Annotated in this window: 27 protein-coding genes and 2 pseudogenes; 18 read left to right on the plus strand and 11 right to left on the minus strand. The window is 71.9% G+C overall.

Annotation, left to right across the window (positions count from 1 at the left end):
- Positions 1–2: 2 nt before the first annotated feature.
- Positions 3–992 (plus strand): aldo/keto reductase family protein, encoded by a 990-nt coding sequence (locus ABZ342_RS42070; protein ID WP_360485676.1) that lies wholly within the window; start codon positions 3–5, stop codon positions 990–992.
- Here the strand turns inward: ABZ342_RS42070 and ABZ342_RS42075 are convergent.
- Genes ABZ342_RS42075 through ABZ342_RS42085 form a run of 3 tightly spaced genes read right to left on the minus strand, consistent with a single transcriptional unit; the run spans position 989 to position 2,782 of the window.
- Complete coding sequence (locus tag ABZ342_RS42075; RefSeq protein WP_360485679.1) at positions 989–1,201, minus strand: hypothetical protein; 213 nt, start codon at positions 1,199–1,201, stop codon at positions 989–991. The genes ABZ342_RS42070 and ABZ342_RS42075 overlap by 4 nt on opposite strands.
- Entirely contained in the window at positions 1,194–2,036 is an 843-nt protein-coding gene (locus ABZ342_RS42080) for a phosphoribosylaminoimidazolesuccinocarboxamide synthase (protein WP_360485682.1), read from the minus strand. Before ABZ342_RS42080 ends, ABZ342_RS42075 begins: the two co-directional genes overlap by 8 nt.
- On the minus strand, positions 2,033–2,782 hold the full coding sequence (locus ABZ342_RS42085; RefSeq protein ID WP_155541901.1) for a GntR family transcriptional regulator: 750 nt from the start codon (positions 2,780–2,782) through the stop codon (positions 2,033–2,035). The genes ABZ342_RS42080 and ABZ342_RS42085 overlap by 4 nt, the downstream gene beginning before the upstream one ends.
- Positions 2,783–2,921: 139 nt before the next feature.
- On the opposite strand from ABZ342_RS42085, the gene ABZ342_RS42090 reads away from it, so the two are divergent.
- Positions 2,922–3,374, plus strand: coding sequence for a hypothetical protein (locus ABZ342_RS42090; RefSeq protein WP_155541900.1), 453 nt, complete (start codon positions 2,922–2,924; stop codon positions 3,372–3,374).
- Positions 3,375–3,380: 6 nt separating this feature from the next.
- Here the strand turns inward: ABZ342_RS42090 and ABZ342_RS42095 are convergent, their stop codons facing one another.
- Positions 3,381–4,064 (minus strand): IspD/TarI family cytidylyltransferase, encoded by a 684-nt coding sequence (locus ABZ342_RS42095; protein ID WP_360485686.1) that lies wholly within the window; start codon positions 4,062–4,064, stop codon positions 3,381–3,383.
- 86 nt (positions 4,065–4,150) lie between these two features.
- On the opposite strand from ABZ342_RS42095, the gene cobT reads away from it, so the two are divergent.
- The gene (cobT, locus tag ABZ342_RS42100; protein ID WP_360485689.1) at positions 4,151–5,227 is read left to right on the plus strand and encodes a nicotinate-nucleotide--dimethylbenzimidazole phosphoribosyltransferase; all 1,077 of its coding nucleotides are present in this window, start codon (positions 4,151–4,153) and stop codon (positions 5,225–5,227) included.
- 55 nt (positions 5,228–5,282) lie between these two features.
- On the opposite strand, the gene ABZ342_RS42105 is transcribed toward cobT, so the two are convergent.
- Complete coding sequence (locus ABZ342_RS42105; RefSeq protein ID WP_360485692.1) at positions 5,283–6,386, minus strand: branched-chain amino acid aminotransferase; 1,104 nt, start codon at positions 6,384–6,386, stop codon at positions 5,283–5,285.
- A gap of 96 nt (positions 6,387–6,482) precedes the next feature.
- On the opposite strand from ABZ342_RS42105, the gene ABZ342_RS42110 reads away from it, so the two are divergent.
- A complete protein-coding gene (locus tag ABZ342_RS42110) occupies positions 6,483–6,782 on the plus strand; it encodes a hypothetical protein (RefSeq protein ID WP_155541897.1) in 300 nt (99 codons plus the stop codon).
- Here ABZ342_RS42110 and ABZ342_RS42115 read toward each other — a convergent pair.
- Complete coding sequence (locus ABZ342_RS42115) at positions 6,739–7,413, minus strand: DUF402 domain-containing protein (RefSeq protein ID WP_360485695.1); 675 nt, start codon at positions 7,411–7,413, stop codon at positions 6,739–6,741. The genes ABZ342_RS42110 and ABZ342_RS42115 overlap by 44 nt on opposite strands.
- Positions 7,406–8,254 (minus strand): hypothetical protein, encoded by an 849-nt coding sequence (locus tag ABZ342_RS42120; RefSeq protein ID WP_360485698.1) that lies wholly within the window; start codon positions 8,252–8,254, stop codon positions 7,406–7,408. The genes ABZ342_RS42115 and ABZ342_RS42120 overlap by 8 nt, the downstream gene beginning before the upstream one ends.
- A gap of 109 nt (positions 8,255–8,363) precedes the next feature.
- On the opposite strand from ABZ342_RS42120, the gene ABZ342_RS42125 reads away from it, so the two are divergent.
- The 3 genes from ABZ342_RS42125 (at position 8,364) to ABZ342_RS42135 (ending at position 12,926) form a co-directional block, all read left to right on the plus strand.
- A complete protein-coding gene (locus tag ABZ342_RS42125) occupies positions 8,364–9,863 on the plus strand; it encodes a leucyl aminopeptidase (protein ID WP_360485701.1) in 1,500 nt (499 codons plus the stop codon).
- 121 nt (positions 9,864–9,984) lie between these two features.
- Positions 9,985–11,955: a TRAP transporter fused permease subunit gene (locus tag ABZ342_RS42130; protein ID WP_360485704.1), complete on the plus strand. Its 1,971-nt coding sequence runs from the start codon at positions 9,985–9,987 to the stop codon at positions 11,953–11,955.
- Positions 11,952–12,926: a TAXI family TRAP transporter solute-binding subunit gene (locus ABZ342_RS42135; protein WP_360485707.1), complete on the plus strand. Its 975-nt coding sequence runs from the start codon at positions 11,952–11,954 to the stop codon at positions 12,924–12,926. Before ABZ342_RS42130 ends, ABZ342_RS42135 begins: the two co-directional genes overlap by 4 nt.
- On the opposite strand, the pseudogene ABZ342_RS42140 reads toward ABZ342_RS42135, so the two are convergent.
- Positions 12,923–13,832 (minus strand): annotated as a pseudogene (locus tag ABZ342_RS42140) (IS5 family transposase). The gene ABZ342_RS42135 and the pseudogene ABZ342_RS42140 sit on opposite strands and share 4 nt — an antisense overlap.
- A gap of 50 nt (positions 13,833–13,882) precedes the next feature.
- Between ABZ342_RS42140 and ABZ342_RS42145 the strand changes: the two are divergent.
- Both ABZ342_RS42145 and ABZ342_RS42150 read left to right on the plus strand, forming a co-directional pair.
- Entirely contained in the window at positions 13,883–14,860 is a 978-nt protein-coding gene (locus tag ABZ342_RS42145; RefSeq protein WP_360485710.1) for an SMI1/KNR4 family protein, read from the plus strand.
- Between the two features lie 10 nt (positions 14,861–14,870).
- Entirely contained in the window at positions 14,871–15,323 is a 453-nt protein-coding gene (locus tag ABZ342_RS42150) for a GNAT family N-acetyltransferase (RefSeq protein ID WP_155541891.1), read from the plus strand.
- On the opposite strand, the gene ABZ342_RS42155 is transcribed toward ABZ342_RS42150, so the two are convergent.
- A complete protein-coding gene (locus tag ABZ342_RS42155) occupies positions 15,320–15,664 on the minus strand; it encodes an oxidoreductase (RefSeq protein ID WP_155541890.1) in 345 nt (114 codons plus the stop codon). The genes ABZ342_RS42150 and ABZ342_RS42155 overlap by 4 nt on opposite strands.
- Positions 15,665–15,846: 182 nt before the next feature.
- On the opposite strand from ABZ342_RS42155, the gene lpdA reads away from it, so the two are divergent.
- From lpdA to lipB, 6 genes are read left to right on the plus strand one after another with little or no spacing between them, the layout of a single operon-like run.
- Positions 15,847–17,220 (plus strand): dihydrolipoyl dehydrogenase, encoded by a 1,374-nt coding sequence (gene lpdA, locus ABZ342_RS42160; protein WP_155541889.1) that lies wholly within the window; start codon positions 15,847–15,849, stop codon positions 17,218–17,220.
- Positions 17,221–17,276: 56 nt separating this feature from the next.
- Positions 17,277–19,073 (plus strand): 2-oxoglutarate dehydrogenase, E2 component, dihydrolipoamide succinyltransferase, encoded by a 1,797-nt coding sequence (gene sucB, locus ABZ342_RS42165; protein WP_360485715.1) that lies wholly within the window; start codon positions 17,277–17,279, stop codon positions 19,071–19,073.
- A gap of 10 nt (positions 19,074–19,083) precedes the next feature.
- Entirely contained in the window at positions 19,084–20,052 is a 969-nt protein-coding gene (locus ABZ342_RS42170; protein ID WP_360485718.1) for a serine hydrolase, read from the plus strand.
- Complete coding sequence (locus ABZ342_RS42175; protein WP_360485721.1) at positions 20,040–20,915, plus strand: TIGR01777 family oxidoreductase; 876 nt, start codon at positions 20,040–20,042, stop codon at positions 20,913–20,915. Before ABZ342_RS42170 ends, ABZ342_RS42175 begins: the two co-directional genes overlap by 13 nt.
- On the plus strand, positions 20,912–21,535 hold the full coding sequence (locus tag ABZ342_RS42180) for a phosphatase PAP2 family protein (RefSeq protein WP_360485724.1): 624 nt from the start codon (positions 20,912–20,914) through the stop codon (positions 21,533–21,535). Before ABZ342_RS42175 ends, ABZ342_RS42180 begins: the two co-directional genes overlap by 4 nt.
- A complete protein-coding gene (gene lipB / locus ABZ342_RS42185) occupies positions 21,532–22,275 on the plus strand; it encodes a lipoyl(octanoyl) transferase LipB (RefSeq protein WP_360485727.1) in 744 nt (247 codons plus the stop codon). Before ABZ342_RS42180 ends, lipB begins: the two co-directional genes overlap by 4 nt.
- A 95-nt stretch (positions 22,276–22,370) precedes the next feature.
- Here lipB and ABZ342_RS42190 read toward each other — a convergent pair whose 3' ends face one another.
- Both ABZ342_RS42190 and ABZ342_RS42195 read right to left on the minus strand, forming a co-directional pair.
- A complete protein-coding gene (locus ABZ342_RS42190) occupies positions 22,371–23,306 on the minus strand; it encodes an LLM class F420-dependent oxidoreductase (RefSeq protein WP_360485730.1) in 936 nt (311 codons plus the stop codon).
- Between the two features lie 5 nt (positions 23,307–23,311).
- Positions 23,312–23,923 carry a TetR/AcrR family transcriptional regulator gene (locus ABZ342_RS42195; protein WP_155541882.1) on the minus strand — a complete coding sequence of 204 codons (612 nt, stop codon included), beginning with the start codon at positions 23,921–23,923 and terminating at the stop codon, positions 23,312–23,314.
- Positions 23,924–24,054: 131 nt separating this feature from the next.
- Here ABZ342_RS42195 and ABZ342_RS42200 point away from each other — a divergent pair, with 131 nt between their 5' ends.
- From ABZ342_RS42200 to ABZ342_RS42210, 3 genes and pseudogenes are all read left to right on the plus strand, one after another.
- Positions 24,055–24,576 carry a hypothetical protein gene (locus tag ABZ342_RS42200; RefSeq protein ID WP_155541881.1) on the plus strand — a complete coding sequence of 174 codons (522 nt, stop codon included), beginning with the start codon at positions 24,055–24,057 and terminating at the stop codon, positions 24,574–24,576.
- Between the two features lie 18 nt (positions 24,577–24,594).
- Positions 24,595–25,545: an oxidoreductase gene (locus ABZ342_RS42205; RefSeq protein ID WP_360485734.1), complete on the plus strand. Its 951-nt coding sequence runs from the start codon at positions 24,595–24,597 to the stop codon at positions 25,543–25,545.
- 25 nt (positions 25,546–25,570) lie between these two features.
- Positions 25,571–25,686, plus strand: a pseudogene (locus ABZ342_RS42210) (lipoyl synthase); the annotation flags it as partial.

The following is a 25,686-nucleotide window of genomic DNA, read 5'->3' on the forward strand; positions in this document are numbered from 1 at the left end:
CCATGGAGTTTCGTCGTCTCGGCCGCAGCGGCCTCAACGTCAGTGAGATCTCGTACGGGAACTGGCTCACCCACGGTTCCCAGGTCGAGGAGGACCAGGCGCACGCCTGCATCAAAGCCGCCCTCGACGCCGGCATCACGACCTTCGACACCGCCGACGTCTACGCCAACACCGCCGCCGAATCGGTGCTGGGCCGCGGTCTGAAGGGGCAGCGGCGGGAAAGCCTGGAGATCTTCACCAAGGTCTTCTGGCCCACCGGCCCCAAGGGCCCCAACGACAAGGGCCTGTCCCGCAAGCACATCATGGAGTCGGCCCACGCGTCCCTCGACCGGCTCGGCACCGACTACCTCGACCTCTACCAGGCGCACCGGTTCGACCGGACCGTCCCGCTCGAAGAGACGATGCTCGCCTTCGCCGACCTCGTCCGCCAGGGCAAGGTGCTCTACGTCGGCGTCTCCGAGTGGACCGGCGAGCAGATCAGCCGCGGTGCCGCCCTCGCGCGGGAGCTGAAGGTCCCGCTCGTCTCCAACCAGCCGCAGTACAACATGCTCTGGCGCGTCATCGAGGACCAGGTCATCCCCGCTTCCGAGCGTGAGGGCCTGAGCCAGATCGTCTGGTCGCCGATCGCGCAGGGCGTCCTCACCGGCAAGTACAAGCCCGGCGCCGACTACCCCGCCGGCTCGCGCGCCACCGATGAGAAGGGCGGTGCCAACATGGTCGCCCGCTTCCTCGACGAGAACGTCCTCAAGCGCGTCGCCGAGCTGGAGCCGCTCGCCAAGCAGGCCGACCTGAGCCTCGCTCAGCTGGCCGTCGCGTGGGTGCTGCAGAACCCGAACGTCGCCTCGGCGATCATCGGGGCTTCGCGCCCGGAGCAGGTGCACGAGAACGTCAAGGCCGCCGGCAAGAAGCTCGACGCCGACCTGCTGACCGCCATCGACGACGTCCTCGGTGACGTCGTCGAGCGCGACGCGAGCCTGACCAAGAGCCCCTAATCCTGGTTGATCCGGCCCTGGAACGGCACGCCGAGGTCGAGCGCGTCTTCCGGGGCCATCCGGGGCTCCAGCCCGAACCCGCGCAGGAGGCGGCTGGCACCCGCCAGCCGGTCGCCTCCGCGCCCGGGCACGCGCTCGGGGGAGAACCCGCGCTCGGTCAGCAACGTCTCGACGTCGTCGATCAGCCGGTACGGGTCACACTCACCCACGAACCCAGGTCTTCCCCGTGATCCGCTCGTAGACCTCGGTGTAGCGCTGCCGCGTCTGCTCGACGATCTCCGCCGGGATTTCGGGCCCGGGCGGGGTCTGGTCCCAGCCCGTCGAACGCGACCAGTCCCGCACGAACTGCTTGTCGAACGCGTGCTGCGGACGGCCCGGCTCCCACTCGTCGGCGGGCCAGAACCGCGACGAGTCCGACGTCAGGACCTCGTCGCCGAGGGTCAGCGTGCCGTCGGCGTCGAAACCGAACTCCAGCTTCGTGTCCGCGATGATCACGCCCTGGGCGGCAGCGTGTTCGGCGCCCTTCGTGTAGATCTCCAGCGTCAGGTCGCGAAGCCGCTTCGCGGTGTCTTCGCCGATCTCGTTCAGCACCTCGTCGAAGGTCATGAACTCGTCGTGGCCGGTGTCGGAGATCTTCGTCGTCGGCGTGAAGATCGGCTCCGGCAGCTTGTCGCCCTCGACCAGGCCCGGCGGGAGCGCGACGCCGGAGATCTTGCCGTCGCGCTGGTACTCGCGCAGGCCGAGGCCGGCGAGGTGGCCGCGCGCGATGCACTCGACCTGGACCATCTTCAGCGGCTTGCACCGCATCGCGCGGCCGGCGAACTCTTCCGGGACGTCCGTCGTCGAGACGACGTGGTTCGGGACCACGCCGGACATCCGCTCGAACCACCACGCGGACAGCTGGTTGAGCAGCGCGCCCTTGTCCGGGATCGGCGTCGGCAGCGAGACGTCGTAGACCGAGACCCGGTCGGACGCGACGAGCAGGATGTCCCCGCCGTCGAGTTCGTACAGGTCGCGGACCTTGCCCGCGTGGATGTGCTTCATTCGCCGTCCTCAGTCGTGTACTCGTAGAAAACCCAGTGGTCGGGCAAGGCGGCGGACTCACCGTACTCGACGACCGTCCCGTCGGCCGCCAGGAAGGTGCTCCGGCCCAGCAGCACCGGCGAACCGGCCGGCAGCCCCAGTTCGGCCGCCTCCTCCTCGCTCGCGCGGCCCGCCGCGTGCCTTTCCTGCGTCGTCGCGATCTTCGTGCCGAGCCGCGCGGCCGCGTGGGCCGAGGTGCCCTCGACGATCCGCTCGGGGACCAGCAGCGCCGGCGCCTTGGCCGACAGCGTGCCGTCGAACCACGACGTCGACGTCGACAGCGGCCGCGAGTCCGGCCCGTAGGTGGTACGCCGCCGCCGGATCGCCGGGGCGCCCTCCTCCAGGCCCAGCGCGGCCGCGGCGCGTTCGGGCGCCTGCTCGAGGCCGGCCGACCGGATCACGGCGTAGTGGCCGGGCGGGTAGATCCGGCCCGTCCGCGTCGAAGCGGCGTTGCGGTCGCGGGCGGTGCGGTGCAGGCCGCCGCGGTCGACGACCGTACCGACGCCGCGCACCGGGCGCACGAGCCCCTGCGAGCGCAGCGTGGCCAGGACCTTGGTGGCCGTCGCCATGGCGACGGCCCAGGTGCGCGCGATCTCGCGGGCGGACGGCACCGCGTCGCCCTCCTGCAGCCGGCCGGACAGGATGTCTTCCCGGATCCGGCCCGCGATCTGCAGGTACGGCGGCTCAGGACGGTCGAGGGTGGGCAAGGCGGCTCCTCACGCCGGAAATCACGCACAAGTGTTCTAGCACGCCGGAGTGTGTCCCACAAAGGCCTGTTCAGAACCACCCAGGTGTACTAGTACACATGCTGGACTGCGCTCTAGTGCGCAAGTTACCCTCGAAAGTGTGTCCCCGCCCACAGCACACAGCGGCTCCAGCGGCCCGGGCCTCGAGGAACTCCTCGAGGAGCTCCGGCGCCGCAAGTGGGTGCTGCACCTGTTCGGCGGCCGCGAGGCCCCGGAGCTCTACGCCGCGGTCCACACGTGGCCGACCTGCGCGGATGTCATCGTCCTCCGGGACGAGCACCGTGCCAGCGCCTACCGCGTGCCGACCTTCCCGGGCACCGACGTGTTCAGCCCGCGGGTGGTCACGTGGCAGTACCACGCCACCCCGGTCTGGACGCTGCGGGCGGTGCTCACCCTGGCGGAGCCCGGCACCCCGGGCGCCCCGCTGCAGGCGCTGCGGCCACAGCCGCAGTGCCACATCCCGCCGGAGCTGCGCCACGACGTGACGGTCCGGCCGACGAGCACCACGGAAACGGAAGGCGACCACGGTGGCGGCCCGCCCGCGTGCGCCTAGCGGCGGTCAGGCCCGGCGGGCGAGCAGCCGCTCCGCGACCACGAGGTCGTGGGGATAGGTGATCTTGAGGTTCTCGGGAGCCCCCGGGACCCAGCGGATCGGCAGGGAGGAGAACCGCTCCATGCACGACGAAGTGTCCGTTCCCGAAAAGCCTTCTCGTTCGGCCTTCTCGTAGGCCTCGAGCAGCGGTCCGGCCCGGAAGCCCTGAGGCGTCTGGACGCGGATCGCGCCGGGCACCTGGGCGACCAGGTGCCCGGCATCCACCTCGACGACGTCGTCCGCGGCCAGGCCCGGCACAGCCCCCCCGTCCTCGCGTGTCCGGGCCAACACCGCACCGACCAGTTCGGGGTGGACCAGCGGCCGGGCCGCGTCGTGCAGCAGCACGGCGTCGACCCGGCCGCCCGCAATTCTCGGGGCGAGGTGGCGCAGGGCGTTGAGCTCGGACGCCTGGCGGGTGTCCCCGCCGTGCACGATCTCGACGTCGCCGTCGACGACCTCTTCGGCGAGCTCGCGGTCCTGCGGCCGGATGACCAGCACGACCACGCCGATGCCCGGGACGCGCTTGAAGGCGTCGAGCGACCAGGCGACCACGCGCCGGCCGGCCAGCGGCAGGTAGACCTTGTTCAGCTTCGCGCCGACGCGGGTGCCCGCGCCACTGGCCAGCACCACCGCGGCCGCCGTCGTCTCCACGAGCCGCGAGACTACCGGGGCCGCCCCACCGGTAGGTTGGCCACGGCGTGGTCACAAGCGCTGCCGTGCACGAGAAAGGGCCTGGTGTGGAGCCGGAAGACATCGAGTTCCCCGAGATCACCCCGCCCGACGACCACGCGCGGTCCGATGCGATCGCCCTGCACGACAAGCTGGTCAAGCCGGCCGGGTCGCTGGGCAGGCTCGAAGAGCTGGGCGTCTGGATCGCGGCCTGCCAGGGCCAGTCGCCGCCGCGGCCGTTCACCCGGCCGCGCGTCATCGTGTTCGCCGGTGACCACGGCATCGCCGCGAAGGGCGTCTCGGCCTATCCCGCCGAGGTCACCGCGCAGCTGCTGGGCACGATGCTGACCGGCGGCGCCGCGATCAACGTGCTGGCCGCCGCCGCGGGCGCGAGCGTCCGCGTCGTCGACATGGCCGTGGACACCGAAGCTCCCGCCACCCGCTCGATCGGCGAGTTCAAGGTCCGCCGCGGGTCCGGGTCCATCGACGTCGAGGACGCCCTCACCGCCGACGAGGTCAAGGCCGCGATCCGCGCCGGGATCGCGATCGCCGACGCCGAGGTCGACGGCGGCGCGGACCTGCTCATCCCGGGCGACCTCGGGATCGGCAACAGCACGCCCGCGTCGGTCCTGGTGGCGGCGCTGACCGGCACCGAGCCGGTCGCGGTCGTCGGCCGCGGCTCCGGCATCGACGACGACGCGTGGATGCGCAAGGCCACCGCGGTGCGCGACGCACTGCGCCGGGCCCGGGCCGTCCTGGCCAACCCCGTCGACCTGCTGCGCACCACGGCGGGCGCGGACATCGCGGCCATGGCCGGGTTCCTGGCCCAGGCCGCGGCCCGCCGGACGCCGGTGGTGCTGGACGGGCTCGTCGCGTGCGCCGCGGCACTCGTCGCCGAGGACCTCGCGCCGGGCGCGCGACGCTGGTGGGTGGCCGGGCAGCGGACCGCCGAACCCGCCCACTCGCTGGCCTTGGAGCACCTGGACCTCGGCCCCCTGCTGGAGCTGGACGTCCGCCTCGGCGAGGGCACCGGCGCGGTGACGGCGTTGCCGCTGCTGATGATGGCCGCCCGCGTCCTCGCCGAAACCGCGACGCACGAGCAGGCCGGCGTCTCCGGCCCGGTCATCCCGGCCACGGCCTCCTGACCCACGGAAAAGGCCCCCGCACCGGTCGGGTGCGGGGGCCTTTTCGCGCTCTCGATCAGCCGAGCGGGACCATCCAGTGGTCCACGTCGGGGCGGGTGCCTTCCTGGATGCCGGTCAGCTCTTCGCGCAGCTTCATCGTCAGCGCGCCCGGCTGCCCGTCGGCGATGGTGAACTCGCCGCCCGCGTGCTTGACGTGCCCGACCGGCGTGATGACCGCCGCCGTGCCGCAGGCGAACGTCTCGGTCAGCTCACCCGAGGCCGCCGCCTTCTCCCATTCTTCGGTGGAGATGCGGCGCTCCTCGACCTTGTAGCCGAGCCGGGAAGCGAGCTGCAGCAGCGACTTGCGGGTGACGCCGGGCAGCAGCGAGCCGGTCAGCTCGGGCGTGACCACCCGGGCGTTCTCGCCGGAGCCGAAGACGAAGAACAGGTTCATCCCGCCCATCTCCTCGACCCAGCGCCGCTCGACCGCGTCGAGCCAGACGACCTGGTCGCAGCCCTTCTCCACGGCCTGCGCCTGCGCCACGAACGACGCCGCGTAGTTGCCGGCGCACTTCGCCGCTCCGGTGCCGCCGGGCGCCGCTCGCACGTACTCCGTCGACAGCCAGACGCTCACCGGCTTGACGCCACCGGAGAAGTACGAGCCGGCCGGGGACGCGATGACGGTGTACACGTAGTCGGCGGCGGGGCTGTTGACTCCGAGGCCGGTGGACGTCGAGATCATGAACGGGCGCAGGTAAAGGGAATCACCCGGACGGGTGGGCACCCACCGGCTGTCGACCGCGATGAGCTCCCGCAGCGACTCGAGGAAGACCTCGTCGGGCAGCTGCGGCATCGCGAGCCGCTCGGCCGACTGCCGGAACCGGGCGGCGTTGGCGTCCGGGCGGAACGACGCGATCGAGCCGTCCGGCTGGCGGTAGGCCTTGAGGCCCTCGAAGATGGCCTGGCCGTAGTGCAGCACCGACGTCGCCGGGTCGAGGGTGAACGGGGCGTAGGGGCCGACCTGCGCGTCGTGCCAGCCTTCGCTCTTCGACCACTTGACGGTCACCATGTGGTCGGTGAAGTAGAGCCCGAACCCGGGCTTCTCGAGTACCTCCGCGACACGGTCCGCGCTCGCAGGACTCGGGTGCGGGACATGGGCGAACTGTGTCGAGGTCGTCATGGCTACACGATACCGTTTGGTCGGAGGCGCGTTAGTCGGATGTCCCACTGTTCCGGCCTCCCCGCGCCCGAGCCGGGAAGACCCTAGGATGGCACCGTGACCTACCACTCCACGGAGCCGGTGCCCCGGCCCAAGACCGGCGGGGCCGACGTCAAGACGTTCGTCACCGCGGTGCTGCTGACCTTCGGCGTCGGCTTGCTCGGCATGGTCGGCTGGGCCGTGCTCAGCAGCGGCTTCGGCGGCTTCCTCGGCCTCGTCGCGGGCGTCTTCGGCGTCGTGTGGTGGCGGAAGATCCACGGCAAGGCGTTCCCGGCGGTGCTCCCGACGAAGTCGGTCGTGATCCTCGCGGTCGTCAACGCGGTGCTGGCGCTGGTCCTGTTCCTGACCGCGGGCTGAGTTCCGCCAGCATCCCGGCGGGCAGCTCGGGCATCGGCCAGTCCGGGTCCGGGCGGAAGTCGGTGTCCGTCCCGTCGAACGGGTAGGCGCCGCGCTCGGCCAGCGCGCCGATCCGCTCGCCCTCCGCGCGCAGCCGGTCCAGCTGCTCGTGCGTCAGGCGGCCGGCGTCGATCGCCACCTCGGCCTCGTCCTCGTCGTCCCAGCGCCAGGTGCCGTCCCGCTCGACGACGACGTCGAGCACGCCGTCGATGCGGTCGACCCCGGCCGGGGTCCGGCCGAGCGGGACCTCGAGGTTGACGTACCAGTTGGTGAAGCGGCCGGCGGCGTCGAAGAACCACCACACCGACGACCACTCGTCGTCGGCGATCCGCCGCAGCGTCGACGTGCGGTGCCAGAAGTCCGGCACGGCCACCCGCGGGATGCGGAACCGCTGGTCCAGGGGCGCGTCCGCCATGTGCCGGCCGTCCACGAGCCTGCTGCCGATGATCGGGGTGCCGGCCGGCAGCCAGGCGAGCAGGACGCGGCCGTCGTCGGCGAGCACGCGCAGCGGGTGGACCTGGCCGATCGAGCCGTCGGGGCGGTGGAACCGCTCGACCACGGTCTCCCCCGGCCGCCAGCGTCGATCACTCACCCGACCCACTGTACCGACGCGCGCGCACGCCCAGTAGCAGCTCGATCACGGTCACCAGCCCCGCGACCACGAGCACGGGCAGCACCGGCAGGAAGTACGCGGCCACCGCGGCGACGGCGATCCCCGCGAGGCCCGGCACGCCGGCCCGCTCCCGGACCTCGGTCCCGGCGGCGAGCGCGGGCACCACGGTCGCGACCACGGCGATGACCGTGAGCAGCGGCTGCAGCGAGTCCGCGTCGGCGGCGGAAAGCAGGTCGCGCAACGACGTCAGGGAGAGCCCGAGCCGGACCGCGCCGAGCTGGTACAGCGCGGCGAAGGCGGTCAGCACGGCGACCGCACCCAGCAGCAGCACGCGCCAGCCCGCACCCTCACGGCCGGTGGGCCGGAGGAACGGCAGCGTCAGCACCGCGGCGACGAGCACCGCGGCGAAGTCCGGGGTCTGCAGCCCGCCCCCGGCCGTCGCCACGGGCGGCACGGCCACGCACACCGCGACCAGGACGAGCCCCGCCACGAGCAGCAGGCCGCCGGTGATCCGTACGACGATCGTCGGGATCTTCAGCCCGGCGAACCCGGCACCGGTCGCCACCACGACGAACCCCGCCGCCGCCAGTTCCCGGTGCGCAGGGACGACGTAAGCGCCGAACGCGATCGCGTAGACGGTCACCTCGGCCAGCCGCGCGACGGCCACCACGACCCGGTCGACCTGGGCGTCCCCCGGTTCCGGGACCCGGGCCGTCACGCCCGCGGCGATCGCCGCGAGCACCAGCCCGGCGAGCACCCACCAGCCCGCGCCCGCCGCTCCGGCCGCCAGCGCCACCAGCAGCCCACCGCCCAGCCGCACGCGGCCCTCCTCGCCCTCTGTTCACCCGTGGTCCGGTCGTCATTAGCATGGCTCACGATCCCGACCGGGCCGGCGCCCGGTACCACCGCGAACGCGCGAGGAGCCAGAAGTGACCGTGCCTAAGCTCGCCCTGTCCGACAACACCGGGGAGGCACTGGCCAAGACGCGCGCCGACGTGATCGTCATCGGCACCCTGGCCGGCGAGGACGGCCCGCTGCTCGCCGCGGGTGCCGCCGCCGTGGACGCCGCCTTCGACGGCCGCCTCGCCGGGCTGCTCGCCACCCTCGGTGCGAGCGGCAAGGCCGAAGAGGTCGTCAAGATCCCGACGCTGGGCAAGCTCCCGGCGGGTGTCGTGCTCGCCGTCGGCCTGGGCAAGGAGGGTGACGGTGTCACCCCCGAGCAGGTCCGTCGCGCCGCCGGGGCCGCCGGGCGCGCGCTGGCCGGCACCGACCGCGCCTTCGTGACGCTGTCGGAGCTCGACCTGCAGGCCGCCGTCGAGGGCACCGTCCTCGGCTCCTACGTCTTCACCGCCTACCGCTCCGAGAAGGGTGACGCGCCGGTCGCGAAGGTCGACTTCGCGAGCCCGGCGACCGGCACCAGCCGCGAGCACAAGGCGACGCTGAAGGCCGCGACCAGCATCGCCGAGGCCGTGCTGACCGCCCGCGACCTGATCAACACCCCGCCGAACGACCTCTACCCGGCCTCCTTCGCCGACCGCGCGAAGAAGCTGGCCGAGGACAACGGCCTCGAGTTCGAGGTCCTCGACGAGAAGGCCCTCAAGCGCAAGGGCTTCGGCGGCATCCTCGGCGTCGGCGGCGGTTCGGCCCGTCAGCCGCGCCTGGTGCGCATCGCCTACAAGCCGGCCAAGGCCGCCAAGAAGGTCGCGCTGGTCGGCAAGGGCATCACGTTCGACTCGGGCGGCATCTCCCTCAAGCCCGCCGCGAACATGGACCACATGACCTCGGACATGTCCGGCGCGGCCGGCGTCCTCGCGTCCGTGGTGCTGGCGGCGAAGCTGAAGTACCCGCTGGAAGTCGTCGCGCACATCCCGCTGGCGGAGAACCTGCCGTCGGGGACGTCGTACCGCCCGGGTGACGTCCTCACCATGTACGGCGGCAAGACCGTCGAGGTCCTCAACACCGACGCCGAGGGCCGGCTCGTCCTGGCCGACGCGATGGTGCGCGCGGCGGAGGAGAACCCGGACTACCTGATCGAGACCTCGACGCTGACCGGCGCCCAGGTCGTCGCGCTCGGCAACCGCACCGCCGGCGTGATGGGCTCGGACGACTTCCGCGACCGCGTCGCCGGCGTCATGCAGGCCACCGGCGAGAACGGCTGGGCGATGCCGCTGCCGGAGGAGCTGCGCGCCGACCTCGACTCGCGCCTGGCCGACCTGGCCAACGTGACGGGCCACCGCTGGGGCGGCATGCTCGCGGCGGGGATCTTCCTGCGCGAGTTCGTCGCCGACGGCCTCGACTGGGTCCACATCGACATCGCGGGCCCGTCGTTCAACACCGGTTCGCCGTGGGGCTACACCGGCAAGGGCGGCACCGGCGTCCCGGTCCGGACGATCGCCGCGGTGCTGGCGGACATCGCCGCCAACGGCTGACGCTTTTCCTCGAAGGGGCTCCCGCGCGCGGCGGGGGCCCCTTTGCCGTTTTGCGGCCGGAAGATCCCTTTCGGTGGGATGCGCGACACCGTACGGTGACAGCATCGCGAAGGGGGCAGTGATGACCCAACCGGCCAGACCGGTCGAAGAGGACACTCCCGCCGCGATCGCCGCCGAGCACGACGAAGAACGGCCGGCGCGCACCCTCTCCCGCGTTCCCGACCGCGTCGTCTACTTCGTCGCACTCGCCGTCGCGATCCTCGTGCTCAAGCAGGTGTTCTTCCCGTTCGCCAAGGGCAACCAGTTCTACCTCGTGCTGTTCCTCGGCGTGACGCTCCCGCTGGTCTTCCTCTGCTACCGCCCGCGGCTGCGCGGCCGCGACGACCCCGGCTGGACGGACTGGGCGCTCGCGGCGGTGGCCCTCGCCGTCGGCCTCTACCCGGTGCTCGTCGGCTACGACGACTTCCTGAACCGCCAGGGCATCCTGTCCCCGCTGGACATCGTCGCCGGCGCGCTGCTGCTCGTGCTGATCCTCGAAGCCACCCGCCGCACGACCGGGCTGGTGCTGCCGATCGTCTGCCTGCTCTTCCTCGCCTACGCCTACTACGGCGGCTTCCTCCCGCAGAACTGGGGCATCGCGCACGCCGGCATCGACTTCAGCCAGATCGTCAACGCCCTCTACAACGACGCGAGCGGTTTCTACGGCACCCCGCTCGACGTCGCGGCCAGCTACATCGTGCTGTTCACCCTCTACGGCGCCGTGCTCAACGCCTCCGGCGCCGGCCGGTTCTTCGTGGACATCTCCTTCGCCGCCTTCCGGCGGTCCCGGACGGCGCCGGGCCGGACCACCGTCCTGTCGGGCTTCCTGCTCGGGACGGTCTCGGGTTCGGGCACCGCGACGGCTGTCAGCCTCGGCTCGATCACCTGGCCGATCCTCAAGAAAGCCGGGTACCCCAAGGAAAACGCGGGCGGGCTGCTCGCCGCGTCCGGTATCGGCGCGATCCTCTCGCCGCCGACGCTGGGCGCGGCCGCGTTCATCATCGCCGAGTACCTGCAGACGTCCTACCTGACCGTGCTGATCTGGGCGACCGTCCCGACGCTGCTCTACTACCTCGGCATCGTCTTCGCGATGGAGGCCGACGCGCGGCGCTTCGAGGCCGAACCGGTCGACGTCCCGCACGGGAATCCGTGGCAGCTCCTGCGCCAGGGCGGCTACCACTTCCTGTCGCTGGCCATCATCGTCGTGTTCCTGGCCCTGGACATCCCGCCGTTCGCCGCGGTGGTCTACGCCACCGGCGTCGCCGCGCTCTTCGCGCTGATCGCCCGCCGCCACGACGTGCGCGGGTGGGCGAAGGACATGGTCGACGCGCTGTCGGCCGGGGTCCGCGGGGCGCTGCCGGTGATCGCGGTGTGCGCGGCGGCCGGCGTGATCACCTCGACCATCACCAAGACCGGGCTCGGCCTCGAACTCGCCGACGCGCTGGTCGAACTGGCCGGCGCGCTCACCGACAACGGCACGGTCGTCCTGATCCTGACCGTGCTGCTCTCGGCGATCGCCGTCGGCGTGCTCGGGCTCGCCGTGCCGGTCACCGCCAGCTTCATCATCGCGTGGGTGGTTATCGGGCCCGCCCTGGAGACGCTGGGGGTGGCCGACGCCGAGCGCGCGATGTTCATCTTCTACTACGCCGTGCTGTCCGAGGTCACGCCGCCGACCGCGCTCGCCGCCGTCGCGTCGGCGGCCATCACCGGCGGCTCGGTGCTCGGCACCATGTGGCAGTGCTGGAAGTACACGCTGCCGGCCTTCCTGGTGCCGATCGCCTTCGTGCTCACCGACAACGGCGCCGCGCTGCTGCTGCAGTCCGATGCGCTCACCGTGCTGTGGGTGGCGGCGGTGTCGGCGGTGGCCGTCGCGGCGCTGGCGGTGGTGACCGGCGGCTGGCTGTTCGGGCCGGTCAGCCTGCCGGTGCGGCTGTTGTTCGTGCCGGCCGCCCTGTGCCTGCTCTACCTGGAACCGGTGCCGATCGCGGTCGGCGCCGCGTTCGCCGTCGTCGCCGTGCTCGCCCACGCCGTGATCAAGAGGAGGACAGCATGAAACGCGCACTGGCCGCTGCCGCGGTACTCGCTCTGGCCGTGACGGGCTGCGGCGGGAAACAGCAGACGGACTCCCCCGCCCAGGGTGGTGGGCAGTCCTGCGAAGCCGGCGAAGGCCGGATCACCATCGCCACCGGCAACAGCGGCGGCGTCTACTACGTGCTGGGCGGCGGGCTGGCCCAGCTGATCAGCAACACCACCAAGCTGCGCGCGACGGCGGCCGAGACCGGCGCGTCGGTGCAGAACATCCAGCAGCTGGTCGCCGGCAACTACGACGTCGCGTTCTCGCTGGCGGACACCGCGGCGGACGCCGTGCGCGGCAAGGGATCCTTCGACGGCAAGCCGCAGAAGATCCAGGCCCTGTCCCGCATCTACCCGAACTCGACGCAGGTTCTGGTGCGCACCGACGCGGGGATCAACACCGTCGCGGACATGAAGGGCAAGCGGATCTCGACGGGCTCGCCGAAGTCCGGCACCGAGGTCATCGCGAACCGCCTGCTGCAGGCGGCGGGCCTCAAGCCGGACACCGACGTCCAGGCGCAGCGGCTCGACCTGGCCAAGACCGCCGACGGCATGAAGTCGGGCACGCTCGACGGGCTCGTCTGGTCCGGCGGGCTGCCGACCGCGCAGATCACCGACATCACGACGGCGTTGAAGGACAAGGTGAAGTTCCTCGACGTCACGCCATTGCTGCCGAAGCTCAAGCAGGTCAACGACGTCTACGACCAGGGCGTCATCCCGGCCTCGACGTACGCGCAGCCGTCGGACGTGCCGACGGTCGTGGTGCCCAACCTCCTGCTGGTGCGCGAAGACTTCCCGGCGGCCAACGCGTGCGCGATCACCAAGCTGCTCTTCGACAAGCAGGCGGAGCTGGCGAAGGTCCACCCGGCGGCGAAGGAGATCACGAAGCAGCTGGCGCCGCGGACCGATCCCGTCCCGCTGCACCCGGGGGCGAAGCAAGCGCTCGGCTAGGTCGTGTCTGACAATGCCTTGGTCCAGGTGATCACGGCATGGAGGACGACCGCTGATCGGTAGACGATGGCGAGCTTGTCGTAGCGAGTAGCCAGGCCGCGCCACTGCTTGAGCAGGTTGAAGCGTCGCTCGACGACGTTGCGGCCGCGGTAGTCGACCGGGTCGAAGGCGGGTGGGCGACCGCCGCGGGAACCGCGGCGCTTGCGGTGCCCGATCTGATCGGCCGGCTCGGGGATCACGGCGGTGATGCCGCGGTCGCGCAGATGTCCGCGGATCGCCCGCGAAGAGTAGGCCTTGTCGCCGCGGACGCGGTCGGGTCGGGTGCGGGCCCGGCCGCGTCCAGCTCGACGGATCCGCAGATGCCGCATCAGGTGCGGAACCATGGGCGCGTCGCCAGCTTGACCAGGACCGACCAGTGCAACCAACGGTCGGCCGTTGCCGTCGACCACGTGGTGCACCTTGGTGCTCCAGCCGCCGCGGGAGCGGCCGACGGCGTGGTCAGGCGGCTCGGTCAGCAGTTCCGTGTAGTTCGACCCAGCCCCCTGTGGGGCGGGTGATGTTGGTGGCGTGCTGATGCGCCCGAGCGATCGTGGAATCGACCGACACCGACCAGTCCACCAAGCCCGCAGCGTCCGCTTCGGTGAGCAGGCGTTGCAGGACGGTGTCCCAGGTTCCCTCGCGGGCCATCCGGCGATGCCAGGTCCAGATCGTCTGCCACGGACCGAACACCGCCGGCACGTCTCGCCACGCGATCCCGCACCGATACCGGTAGATGATCCCCTCGACCATCGCCCGCGCGTCGGAGAACGGACGCCCGCGCTTACCGGTCCGGGCCGGAAGCAGGTCCTCAATCAACGCCCACTGGGCATCCGAGAGCAACTGAAACCGCGACACACCTCGGAGCATCCCAGCCGTCAGCCGAAACTTTTGTCAGATACGCCCTAGGGTCGGTTCTCGTGGATGCCGGTGAGTACCTCGAGTCGGCGGTCCGCGACGTCCTGACCGCGCCGGAGATCCGTCTCGACGACCAGGTCGGGTACGCGGCCCTGCTGCTCGCGGTCACCGGCGCCCTCGATGAGGCCGATCGCCTGGTCGAGCAGTGGCGGGCCCGCACGGAACGCCCGGTGGACGCCCTGGTGGCGGCCCCGGTCCGGGCCCGCGCGTGGGCGATGCTGTTCGAAGCCCGCGGCGGCCGTCCGGGCTGGGCCGAGGGGCTGGCGCCGCTCGACCTCGATGCCGAAGAGCGCGCGCACACGGCTTCGCTGCTCCGTCCGGTCTCGGATTTCGAAGGTGTCCTCCCGCCGGGGCCGATCGCGCAAGTGATCGAGCACGTCGCGCCTTCGCGGCCGGATCGCGCCCGCGCGGCTCTCGCCGACGGCGACCTCACGCTGTGGGCTTCACTGGCCGGGCAGCGTCCGGACGTGGCGGCGCCGGCCGCGACGCGTGCGCTCGCCGCGGCGCTGGTGGCCGGGGCGGACCCGCTCGGCCTGCGCGAGTGGGCGCCGAGCTGCGCGGGTGCGCTGGTCGCGGCGCTGCACGAGCGGTATCCGCCGGACCTGGGAAGCTGGCCCGAACTGATCGCGGAGATCATGCGCCTGCGCGGTCTCGGCGGAGCGGGACCGCTCCTCCCTCCCCCGGCCTCCGAAGCCGCGATCCGCTCGGCCGGACTCCGGCTCGGCGTCGACCTCCCGGAGGACTTCCGCGACTTCCTCCGCACCTGCGACGGCCTCCCCGGCGACGTCGTCTTCCCGCGGCTGCTGGGCACGGCCGAACTGCGGGCCGAAAACGGCGTGGTGATCCTCGCCGAACCCGCCGTTCTCCTGCTCTCGGCGTCGCACGTGGTCGAGGTCGATCCGGTGCTCGGCACGACGGTCCACCCGTCCTTCCGCGCGGCGCTGGGCCGGCACGCCACCCTGCTCGCCCAGGCAAGCTAGCTTGGTCCCGGTGACCACCCTCACCGCGGAGAAGATCACCCCGGACAACGTCGCCGCCGCGTGCCAGCTGGCCGTCGAACCGCACCAGAAGGTCTTCGTCGCGCCCGTGGCCGTTTCGCTCGCCGAGGCCTACACGCAGCCGGAGATCGCCTGGCCGCGGCTGATCCTCGACGACGGGGAGCCGGTCGCCTTCGTCATGGGCGGCTTCCACCCGGAGGCGGAGTTCGACTTCTTCCGCTGCGGGATCTGGCGGCTCAACGTCGGCGCCGGCGTCCAGGGCCGCGGCCACGGCCGGTTCGCCGTCGAAACCGTCCTCGAAGAGGCCCGCCGACGTGGGGAAAAGGCCGCGACCGTGCTGTGGATCCCGGCCGAAGGGGGTCCGGAGGGCTTCTACCGCAAGCTGGGCTTCCGCCCCACCGGCCAGACCTTCAACGGCGAGGTCGTCGGCCGGATCGAGCTCTAGACCTGGCCGCGCTTCTTGCGCTCGGTGTACTCGCGCATGCGCTTCGGGTAGCCGACCCGCGCGACCTCGTACACCGGGATCGACCGACGGTGGCCGAACTGCTGGGCCGCCTCCAGGCTGCCGATCCGGCGGCGGGTCCATTCACCGTCGTGGGCGATCAACACCACAGTGGTCTCGGTGACGTTCGTCTTCGGCTCGACGAAGGCCTCGACACCCCGGCGCGAGGCGGCCCACTCATCGAGGTGATGGGTGTCCTCGGAGCTGGCTTTCCGCAGCGTACCGGCCTTCTGCCCGCCCTTGGCGCGCCTGCGCAGCGAGTCGAACAACCCCACCGCGACCACCTTCCCTCCCGAGACTTTCCTCCCTCATTATCCCGATGTCGGCGTGTGGTCGGTGTCGCACACCCGGCTAGGTCGCAGCCCGGTCCGGCGTAGTGACAAGATGGCGGGTGTCGCGCGCGCGGTTATACCGCGCACAAGCGACGACAGAGCACCACCCCACTGCTTGCCGAGGAGTTATACAAGTGACCGACACCTCCGCCGACCTCGTGATCCTGGGAGGCGGATCGGGCGGCTACGCCGCGGCGTTCCGCGCGGCCGAGCTGGGCCTTTCCGTCACGTTGATCGAGAAGGACAAGCTCGGCGGGACGTGCCTCCACCGGGGCTGCATCCCGACCAAGGCCCTGCTCCACGCCGCCGAGGTCGCCGACGAAACCCGCGACGCCGAAGCGGTCGGCGTCAAGGCCGTCTTCGAGGGCATCGACATCGCCGGGGTCAACAAGTACAAGGACGGGATCGTCTCCCGCCTGTACAAGGGCCTGCAGGGCCTGGCCAAGGCGCACAAGGTGAACCTCGTCGAGGGCAGCGGCACGTTCGTCGGCGGCACGACCGTCGAGGTGGACGGCACCCGCTACACCGGCAAGAACGTCATCCTCGCGACCGGTTCGTACTCCCGCACGCTGCCCGGCCTCGAGCTCGGCGGCCGCGTCATCGCCAGCGAGCAGGCCCTCGCCCTCGACTACGTCCCCAAGAAGGTCGTCGTCCTCGGTGGCGGCGTCATCGGCGTCGAGTTCGCCAGCGTCTGGGCCTCCTTCGGCGTCGACGTCACCATCGTGGAAGCGCTGCCGCGGCTCGTCCCGAACGAGGACGAGTTCGCGTCCAAGCAGCTCGAGCGCGCTTTCCGCCGCCGCAAGATCGCCTTCAAGACCGGCGTGCGGTTCACCGGCGCGAAGCAGGACGACAACGGCGTGAGCGTCTCGCTGGAGTCCGGCGAGACCATCGAGGCCGACCTGCTGCTGGTCGCCGTCGGCCGCGGGCCGAACTCGGCGGGCCACGGCTACGAGGAGGCCGGCGTCAAGATCGAGCGCGGCTTCGTCATCACCGACGAGCGGCTCCGCACCAACCTGCCGAACGTCTACGCCGTCGGCGACATCGTCCCCGGCCTGCAGCTCGCGCACCGGGGCTTCCAGCAGGGCATCTTCGTCGCCGAGGAGATCGCCGGGCAGAGCCCGCGCGTGATCGACGAGAGCGGCATCCCGCGCGTCACCTACTCCCACCCGGAGGTCGCGTCGGTCGGGCTGACCGAGTCGCAGGCGAAGGACAAGTACGGCGCCGACGTCACGACGTTCACCTACGACCTCGGCGGCAACGGCAAGAGCCAGATCCTCAAGACCTCCGGCGGGGTCAAGCTGGTCAAGGCCCCGGACGGCCCGGTCGTCGGGGTCCACATGGTCGGCGACCGCGTCGGCGAGCTGATCGGCGAAGCGCAGCTGATCTACAGCTGGGAGGCTTTCCCCGAAGACGTCGCGCCGCTCATCCACGCGCACCCCACCCAGACCGAGGCCCTCGGTGAAGCGTTCCTTGCCCTGGCCGGCAAGCCGCTGCACGTGCACAGCTGACGTCCCACCAGCAGAATCCAGACCCACGCAGAACTTGGAAGAGGAGTCAGCGAACGATGGCCTACTCCGTCACATTGCCGGAGCTCGGGGAGAGCGTCACCGAAGGCACCGTCACCCGGTGGCTCAAGCAGGAGGGTGACACCGTCGAGGTCGACGAGCCGTTGCTCGAGATCTCGACCGACAAGGTCGACACCGAGGTGCCGTCCCCGGTCGCGGGCACGGTCGTGAAGATCAGCGCCGCCGAGGACGAGACCGTCGAGGTCGGCGCCGAGCTGGCCGTGATCGACGACGGTTCGGGCGGCGCGCCCGAGGCTTCCGCCCCGGCCAAGGAAGAGCCCGCGAAGGAGGAGTCGGCGCCCGAACCGGAGCCGGAGCCCGAACCGCAGGCCCAGGCCCAGGAGAGCGCCCCGAGCAAGCCGGACACCGCGCCGGCCGCCGGTGGTGAAGGCACCGAGGTGAAGCTGCCCGAGCTGGGCGAGAGCGTCACCGAAGGCACCGTCACGCGCTGGCTGAAGCAGGTCGGCGACTCGGTCGAGGTCGACGAGCCGCTGCTCGAGATCTCCACCGACAAGGTCGACACCGAGGTGCCGTCGCCGGTCGCCGGCACGGTGCTGGAGATCCGCGCGGGCGAGGACGAGACCGTCGAGGTCGGCGGCGTCCTGGCCGTGATCGGCGACGCGAACGCGGCGCCGAAGGCGGAGTCCCAGCCGGAGCCCAAGCCCGAGCCGAAGCCGGAACCCAAGCCGGAGCCGAAGCCCGAGCCGGTCCAGGAGTCCAAGCCCGAGCCCAAGCCGGAACCGAAGCCCGAGCCGCAGGCCGCGCCCGCGGCGAAGGCAGCCGAGTCGGCCCCGGCCGCCGCGGCGAAGGACGGTTCGGCGGACGGCCCGTACGTCACGCCGCTGGTGCGCAAGCTGGCGTCGGAGCACGGCATCGACCTGTCGAGCCTGACCGGCAGCGGTGTCGGCGGCCGGATCCGCAAGCAGGACGTCCTGGCCGCGGCCGAGGAGAAGCAGAAGGCCGCGGCCGCCCCGGCCCCGGCGGCTGCCGCTCCGGCCGCGTCGGCTCCCGCGGCGTCCGCTCCGGCGGCCCCGCGTCCGACGTCGACCGCGGTCTCCGCGGAGGTCCAGGCCCTGCGCGGCACGGTGCAGAAGGCCAGCCGGATCCGCCAGATCACGGCCACCAAGACCCGCGAGTCGCTGCAGATCGCCGCGCAGCTCACGCAGGTCCAGGAAGTGGACGTGACGAAGATCGCCAAGCTGCGCCAGCGCGCGAAGGCGGCCTTCAAGGAGCGCGAGGGCGTCAACCTGACGTTCCTGCCGTTCTTCGCGAAGGCGACGGTCGAGGCGCTGAAGCAGCACGCGAACGTCAACGCGTCCTACAACGAGGACACGAAGGAGATCACCTACCACGGCGCCGTGCACCTGGGCATCGCGGTGGACACCGAGCGCGGCCTGCTCTCGGTCGTGATCCACGACGCGGGCGAGCTGAGCCTGGCCGGTCTCGCGCACCGGATCGCCGACCTGGCGGGCCGGGCGCGGGCGAACCAGATCAAGCCCGACGAGCTGTCCGGTGGCACGTTCTCCATCACCAACATCGGCAGCGTCGGCGCCCTGTTCGACACGCCGATCATCGTGCAGCCGCAGTCCGGCATCCTCGGGACCGGCGCGGTCGTCAAGCGCCCGATCGTCGCCACCGACGCCGACGGCAACGACACGATCGCCATCCGCTCGATGGCGTACCTCCCGCTGACGTACGACCACCGCCTGGTGGACGGCGCCGACGCGGGCCGCTTCCTGATGACGATCAAGCAGCGTCTGGAAGAGGGCAACTTCGAGGACGAGCTCGGCCTCTGAGTTCCCGACCGTGAAGGGCCTCGCATCAGCTGGTGCGGGGCCCTTCACGGCGTTCCGGGCCTGGCTCGCCGACCACCGCGAGAACGTCTCGGTGGTCGCGGACGACGGCGCCGGGCAGCGGCTGAGCCACCTCCCGGACGTGCCGCGCGTCGTCGCTTCGACGATCAAGGTCGTCCCCTTGCTCGCCTACGCGTCCGCGGTCGCCGACGGCGTGCTCGACCCGGCCGAGCCGGTCCCGGTCGGCGACTGGGACGCGTTCCACCCCTTCGACGGCGACGGCCCCCTCGGCGCCGGCGCCCACCACCGGGCGCTGACCGCGCTCGGCATCCCCTGCGACGAGTACGGGATCGCCCACGACCCCGGCCGGCTCGTCCCGCTCGACGCGATCGCCACGGCGATGATCGCCGAGAGCGACAACGCGGCCCCCGACTACCTCCGCGCCCGGCTCGGCGACGGGGCGGTGCGGGCCGCGGCGGCCGCCGGCGGCTGGCCGGACGCCGACATCCGCTGGTTCTGCGGCGAAACCCTCCGCTCGTTCCACCCCGGCGAGCCGGACCTGACCGCGCGCTTCACGGGCGATCCCGCGTTCCGGACGGCGGTGCTCGAACGCGTCCGAGGCGCACCGATCTCCGCCGAAGCCGAGTGGGAATGGACACAACGGACCGCGCACGGCACCGCGGCGCGGCTCTTCGCCTTCCACCGCCACCTCGTCACCTCGGACGCCCCCGCCGCCGCGCTCGCGCGCCGGAAACTCGGCCGGGACGTCCGCTACAAGGGCGGCGCCCTGCCGCGCAGCCGCGGTTTCGGTCTCTCCGCGGCCGGCGGAACCGTCGCGATGTTCTTCACCGGAACGGACTTCCCCGAGATCCCGCTCGCCGATCTGGGCCTGGCGATCCTCGCCGACCTGCCCGGTTTCGCGCGGGACCTGGGCGTGCGGCCCGGACCCGGATGCGCGACGATCGAGGCATGCGAGTACTGATCGCCGGAGCGAGCGGCTTGATCGGGTCGGCGCTGGGCGACCGGCTGCGGCGCGCCGGGCACGAGGTCCGCACCTTGGTGCGCCGGGAAGCCCGCGCCACGACCGAGTTCCGCTGGGACCCGCCCTCGGGCACCATCGCGGACGGCGCCTTCGAAGGCGTGGACGCCGTCGTGAACCTCGGTGGCAAGCCGTTGTTCCCCGGGCGGTGGAGCGCGATGCGCAAGCAGGAGCTCACCGACAGCCGGGTCGAGCCGACCGAGGTGCTCGCCGAAGCCGTCGCCGAGCACGGTGTCGGCGTGCTCGTAAACGCCTCCGCCGTCGGGTACTACGGCCACACGCACGAGTCCACTGTGGACGAATCGGGGCCCCGTGGCCGCGGGTTCCTCGCCGAGCTCTGCGGAGCCTGGGAAGCGGCGACGGCGGGTGCGGGCGACGCGCGCGTCGTGAACATCCGGACCGGGCTGGTGCTTTCGGCGAAGGGCGGGCTCTACGGCACGCTGCGGCCGCTCTTCCGGCTGTGCCTGGGCGGCCGGCTCGGCGACGGCCGCCAGTTCATGCCGTGGATCGCCCTCGAGGACGAGGTCGGCGCGATCGTCCACGTCCTCACCCACGACGACCTGTCCGGCCCGGTCAACCTCAGCGGCCCGGCCCCGGTGACCAACGCCGAGTTCACCCGGGCGGTCGGGCGGGCCCTGCACCGCCCCGCACCGTGGTGGGTGCCCGGGATCGCGCTCAAGACCGTGCTCGGGCAAGCCGGCGAGGAGATGGCGCTGTTCGGGCAGCGGGCCGTCCCGGCCGCGCTGGAGCGGTCCGGCTACGAGTTCCGGCACCGGACCCTGGACAGCGCGCTGACCGCGGCATGAGCGTCCCGCTTCAGCGCTGGCTCGTCGTGGGCGTGGTGTTCTGCGCCGCGTTCGTCTTGCTCGGCTTGAGCGTGGCCCGGCAGCCGCTGACCCTCGACGTCGAAGTCGCGGACGCGCTGCACGGCGTCTACGCCGAGCCGCTCGGCCGGGTCGCGCAGGCCGGGAGCGACGTCCTCGGACCGGTCCTCCCGTTCGTCCTCGGCACGGCGCTGCTCGCGCTCGCCCTGCGCCGCCGCGAGCACATCGGGCTGTGCGTGCGGCTGGCCGTCGTGCTGGTGCTGTGCCGGCTGACGAGCCTGGTGTTCAAGCCGTTGTTCCTGCGGGAGCGCCCGCGCGACTACCCGGACCTGAGCTACCCGAGCGGGCACGTGGTGTCGGTGGCGAGCACGGGGTTCGTCGTCCTCCTGCTGTGCGCGTGGCTGTGGCCGCGGCTGGTCCGCCGGGTTTCGGCCGCCGTCGCGGTCGCCGTCGTGCTGTCCGCGGCCTGTCGCGTCGTGCTGGGCGTGCACTGGGTCACCGACACGATCGGAGCAGTGCTCGCGGTGACGGGTGTCGGGCTGCTCTCAGCGTGCGCCTTGCGGCTGCTTCCCCCGGGTGACGGGCGTAGCCTCGACGGGTGAGTTCTTCCCGCACCTCTTGCCGCGCCACCACCGAGCCCGTCGACGTCCGGGAGCTCGGCACGATCGAGTACACCGAAGCTTGGGAGCTACAGCGGAGCCGGCTCATCGAGCGCGCCGACGGCACCGCGCCGGACACGATGTTCCTGCTGCAGCACCCGTCGGTGTACACGGCGGGCAAGCGCACGGAGCCCGCCGACCGCCCGGCCGACGGCACCCCGGTGATCGACGTCGACCGCGGCGGCAAGATCACCTGGCACGGTCCGGGCCAGCTGGTCGGCTACCCGATCGTGAAGCTCGGCGACCCGATCGACGTCGTGCACTACGTGCGGCGGCTGGAGGAGGCGCTGATCCACGTGTGCGACCGGCTCGGCGTGCGCACCGGGCGGGTCGAAGGCCGCAGCGGCGTCTGGATCCCGGCGGACGACCGCGGCATCGAGCGCAAGATCGCCGCGATCGGCATCCGCGTCCAGCGCGGCGTCACGATGCACGGCTTCGAGCTCAACTGCAACGCGGACCTCTCGGCGTTCGACACGATCGTGCCGTGCGGGATCCGCGACGCGGGCGTGACGTCGCTGTCGTACGAGCTGCAGCGCGACGTGAGTGTGGAAGCAGTCCTCCCGCTGGCCCGCGACGCCGTCTTGGCGGCCCTCGAGGGCGAGCTACCGGTGAGCGAGGACCGCTGGCTCCCGCGCCCGGAGGCCCCGCAGGCGCCGGGCGTCACCTTCGCGCTCCAGAACTGAAAGCGGCCGGCCACCTGTGGACAACAGGCGGCCGGCCCGGCTTTCGCGGTCCGGAACCGTCGGCCCCTTCCGCTAGCGTGGAAAACGGGGGCTGCTCAGTCCAGCTGCGGCGCGACCTCGGCCGCGACCAGCTCGATCTGGTCCACATCGGACAGATCCAGCAGCTGCAGGTAGACCCGGGTGATCCCGGTCTTCTCCCGCCACTGCCCGATCCGGTCGACGACCTCGGCGGGCGTCCCGGCCAGGCCGTTCGCCCGCAGCTCGGTGACATCACGGCCGACCGCCGACGCCCGCCGCGAAACCTCGGCGTCGTCGCGCCCGACGGCGATGGTCAGCGCCACCGAGCGCAGGATCTCCTTGGGGTCGCGGCCGATCTCCGCGGCCGCCGCGTCGACGCGGGCGAACTGCGCGGCCGCCGCGTCGGCGCCCACGAACGGCAGGTTGAACTCGTCCGCGAACCGGGCCGCCAGCGCCGGCGTGCGCTTCTTGCCCTGACCGCCGACGATCACCGGCGGCGCGGGCGACTGCGCGGGCTTCGGCAGGCCCGGCGACTCCGCGAGCGTGTAGTACTCGCCCTTGAAGGAGTAGGTCGAGCCCACCGGCGTCTTCCACAGCCCGGTGATGATCTCGAGCTGCTCGGCGTAGCGGTCGAAGCGCTCCTTCAGCGGCGGCAGCGTCAGGCCGTACGCCTCGTGCTCGGCGTCGTACCAGCCGGAGCCGAGGCCGAACTCGACGCGTCCGCCGGACATCTGGTCGACCTGCGCGACCGAGATCGCCAGCGGGCCCGGGTGCCGGAACGTCGCCGCGGTGACGAGCGTGCCGAGCCGGATCCGGCTGGTCTCCCGCGCCAGGCCGGCCAGGGTGATCCAGGCGTCGGTCGGGCCGGGCAGGCCGTCGGCCGAGCCCATCTTCAGGTAGTGGTCGCTGCGGAAGAAGGCGTCGTAGCCGGCGGCTTCGGTCGCCTTGGCGACGCGCAGCAGGTCGTCGTAGCTGGCCCCTTGCTGGGGCTCGGTGAAGATCCTCAAGTCCACGAAAGTCAGCCTATAGAGACGTCGGGCTCCGTGCGCCGCAGCCGTACCAGCATGCGGACGATCACGTCCTCGATCTCGGCGCCGACCTTCTTCGGGTCCGGCGAGCTGGCGATCTCGGTGGCCGCGCTCGACAGCGCGCCGAACAGCAGCCGCGCGGTGACCTCGACCGGGACCGGCTCGACCTCGCCGGCGTCGATCAGCGACTGCAGGCCGGACCGGACGAGCCCGAAGCTGCACCGCTCCTCGGCTTCGCGCCAGCGCTCCCAGCCCATGACGACCGGGGCTTCGTGGATGGCGATCCGCTGGTACGCCGGGTCGAGGCAGGCGCGGATGAACGCGTTGAGCCCGCCGAGCGCCCGCTCCCACGGCGAGCCCTCCCCGGTCATGATCTTGTCGAGCCGGTCGTAGACGAGGCTTTCGACCTGGTCGAACGCGGCTTCGAAGAGCGCCTGCTTGCCGCTGAAGTGGTGGTAGAGCGCACCCTTCGTGACGCGGGCGCGCTTGGCGATCTCGTCGAGCGAGGTCCCCGCGTAACCGCGTTTGGTGAACAGTTCCACCGCGCTGTCGACCAGCGCCGACCGCGTCGACTCGGAGTAGTCGAGCCGCCTGGACCTCATTGTCGCCACCTTCACAACCTTACGCCCGGAGGATCTCTCCATACTCATGGTATGTTCACCTCGTCAGGTCCGTACCGGGAGTATGCCGCAGACCCGCGGTATGACCCGGACCACGGAAGGGGAGCCCCACGATGAGCTGGACAGACTTCTACCGACGGCAGGAAATCCTCGAAGCCACCGTGCGCCTGGCGGGCCGCAACCCGGCGGCGCCGCTGCCGCTCGACGAGGTTCCCGGTGCCGAAGAGCACTTCGGCACCGAGGAGAACATCCTCCTGGCCCTGCAGTACCAGTGGACGAGGACGCTGAGCGGACGCCTGCGCGCCGAGGTCACCGACCCGGACGACGCCGACGGCCTCGGCGACCACGTCGACGCCGTCACGCGCGCCTGGCGCGCGTCCGTCGAAGAGCACGAGACGCTGCGCGCGGTGCTCGACGGCGGCTACGAGCGGCACGCGTCGCTGCGCCGCATGCACGAAGGTGAGCTGCGGATGCTCGCGGTCACGGCCGGGCTGGCCGACCCGCGGGAGCCGGGCGAAGAGATCGTCAAGGTGGGTCACGCGCTCGAGGCGCTGCTGCGCACGAGCCGCGAGGAGCCCGCCCGCCGCCGTCCCGTCATGGGACACCTGCGGCGCCTGCTCGCGCCCTCGGCGTGAACAGGGTTTAGTACACGCATGACGGAGCGCTGGACCGACGCCGACATCGCCGACCAGACCGGCCGGACCGTGCTGGTCACCGGGGCGAACTCGGGGCTCGGGCTGCGCACCGCCGAGGTGCTCGCGAGCAAGGGGGCTCGCGTGCTCCTCGCCTGCCGCTCCGCCGAACGCGGGGCGAAGGCACTGGACCTCGTCAAAGCGGCCGCCGCGGGCGCCGAGCCCGAGCTCATCCCACTGGACCTGAGCGAGCTCGCCTCGGTGCGCGCGGCCGCCGCGTCGGCCCGGGAGCTGACCGGCGACCAGCTGGACGTCCTGGTCAACAACGCCGGCGTGATGGCGACCGCCCGCGGCCGCACCGCCGACGGCTTCGAGCTGCAGTTCGGCACCAACTACCTCGGCCACGCGGCGCTGACCTGGCTGCTGATGCCCGCCCTGCGCGGCGGATCGCACGCCCGCGTCGTCACGCTGTCGAGCCTCGCCGCCACCGGCGCCCGCATCCACCTCGACGACCCGAACGGCGAGCACCGCCGCTACAACGCGGCCGCCGCGTACGGCCAGTCCAAGCTCGCCGACCAGGTGTTCGCGCTCGAACTGGACCGTCGTCTGCGCGCGGCGGGTTCGGACATCATCAGTGTCGCCGCCCATCCCGGCTACACCGCGACGGGGCTCGGCAGCGGCATGGCGCGCTCGTACTCGAACCCGGTGGTCCGGTCCCTGATCGCCGGCGGCCACCGCGTCGGCGAGGTCCTGTTCGCCCAGGGCCCCCGCATCGGCGCCCTCCCGCAGCTGTACGCGGCGACGGCGGACGGCGTCTCCGGGGGTTCGTATTTCGCCCCGCGTGGCCTCGGGAACCTGCGCGGTCACCCGGTTCAGGTGCCCCCGCTCGCCACCGCGCGCCTCGAGCCGCTGGGGTCCGCACTGTGGGACCTGACGGCGGAGTTGACCGAGGTCACCCCCGATCCCGCGTAGCCAGGACGGGCGTACGGTTGAGGGCGTGAGTGCTGCGCCTGAAGGCCGGAAGCTGCTGCGTCTGGAAGTCCGCAACAGTGAGACGCCGATCGAGAAGAAGCCGCCGTGGATCAAGACGCGGGTGCGGATGGGGCCGGAGTT

The sequence above is a fragment of the Amycolatopsis sp. NPDC005961 genome, assembly GCF_040629235.1.
GTDB classification, from domain to species: domain Bacteria; phylum Actinomycetota; class Actinomycetes; order Mycobacteriales; family Pseudonocardiaceae; genus Amycolatopsis; species Amycolatopsis camponoti.

Excerpts from the sequence above, each read along its gene's own strand:
- ABZ342_RS42195 (WP_155541882.1), bottom strand. The coding sequence starts at position 23,923 with ATGAGGTCCAGGCGGCTCGACTACTCCGAGTCGACGCGGTCGGCGCTG.
- ABZ342_RS42130 (WP_360485704.1), top strand. The coding sequence starts at position 9,985 with ATGACCCAACCGGCCAGACCGGTCGAAGAGGACACTCCCGCCGCGATC.
- ABZ342_RS42180 (WP_360485724.1), top strand. The coding sequence starts at position 20,912 with ATGAGCGTCCCGCTTCAGCGCTGGCTCGTCGTGGGCGTGGTGTTCTGC.
- ABZ342_RS42080 (WP_360485682.1), bottom strand. The coding sequence starts at position 2,036 with ATGAAGCACATCCACGCGGGCAAGGTCCGCGACCTGTACGAACTCGAC.
- ABZ342_RS42135 (WP_360485707.1), top strand. The coding sequence starts at position 11,952 with ATGAAACGCGCACTGGCCGCTGCCGCGGTACTCGCTCTGGCCGTGACG.
- ABZ342_RS42200 (WP_155541881.1), top strand. The coding sequence starts at position 24,055 with ATGAGCTGGACAGACTTCTACCGACGGCAGGAAATCCTCGAAGCCACC.
- ABZ342_RS42105 (WP_360485692.1), bottom strand. The coding sequence starts at position 6,386 with ATGACGACCTCGACACAGTTCGCCCATGTCCCGCACCCGAGTCCTGCG.
- ABZ342_RS42070 (WP_360485676.1), top strand. The coding sequence starts at position 3 with ATGGAGTTTCGTCGTCTCGGCCGCAGCGGCCTCAACGTCAGTGAGATC.
- ABZ342_RS42205 (WP_360485734.1), top strand. The coding sequence starts at position 24,595 with ATGACGGAGCGCTGGACCGACGCCGACATCGCCGACCAGACCGGCCGG.
- ABZ342_RS42175 (WP_360485721.1), top strand. The coding sequence starts at position 20,040 with ATGCGAGTACTGATCGCCGGAGCGAGCGGCTTGATCGGGTCGGCGCTG.
- sucB (WP_360485715.1), top strand. The coding sequence starts at position 17,277 with ATGGCCTACTCCGTCACATTGCCGGAGCTCGGGGAGAGCGTCACCGAA.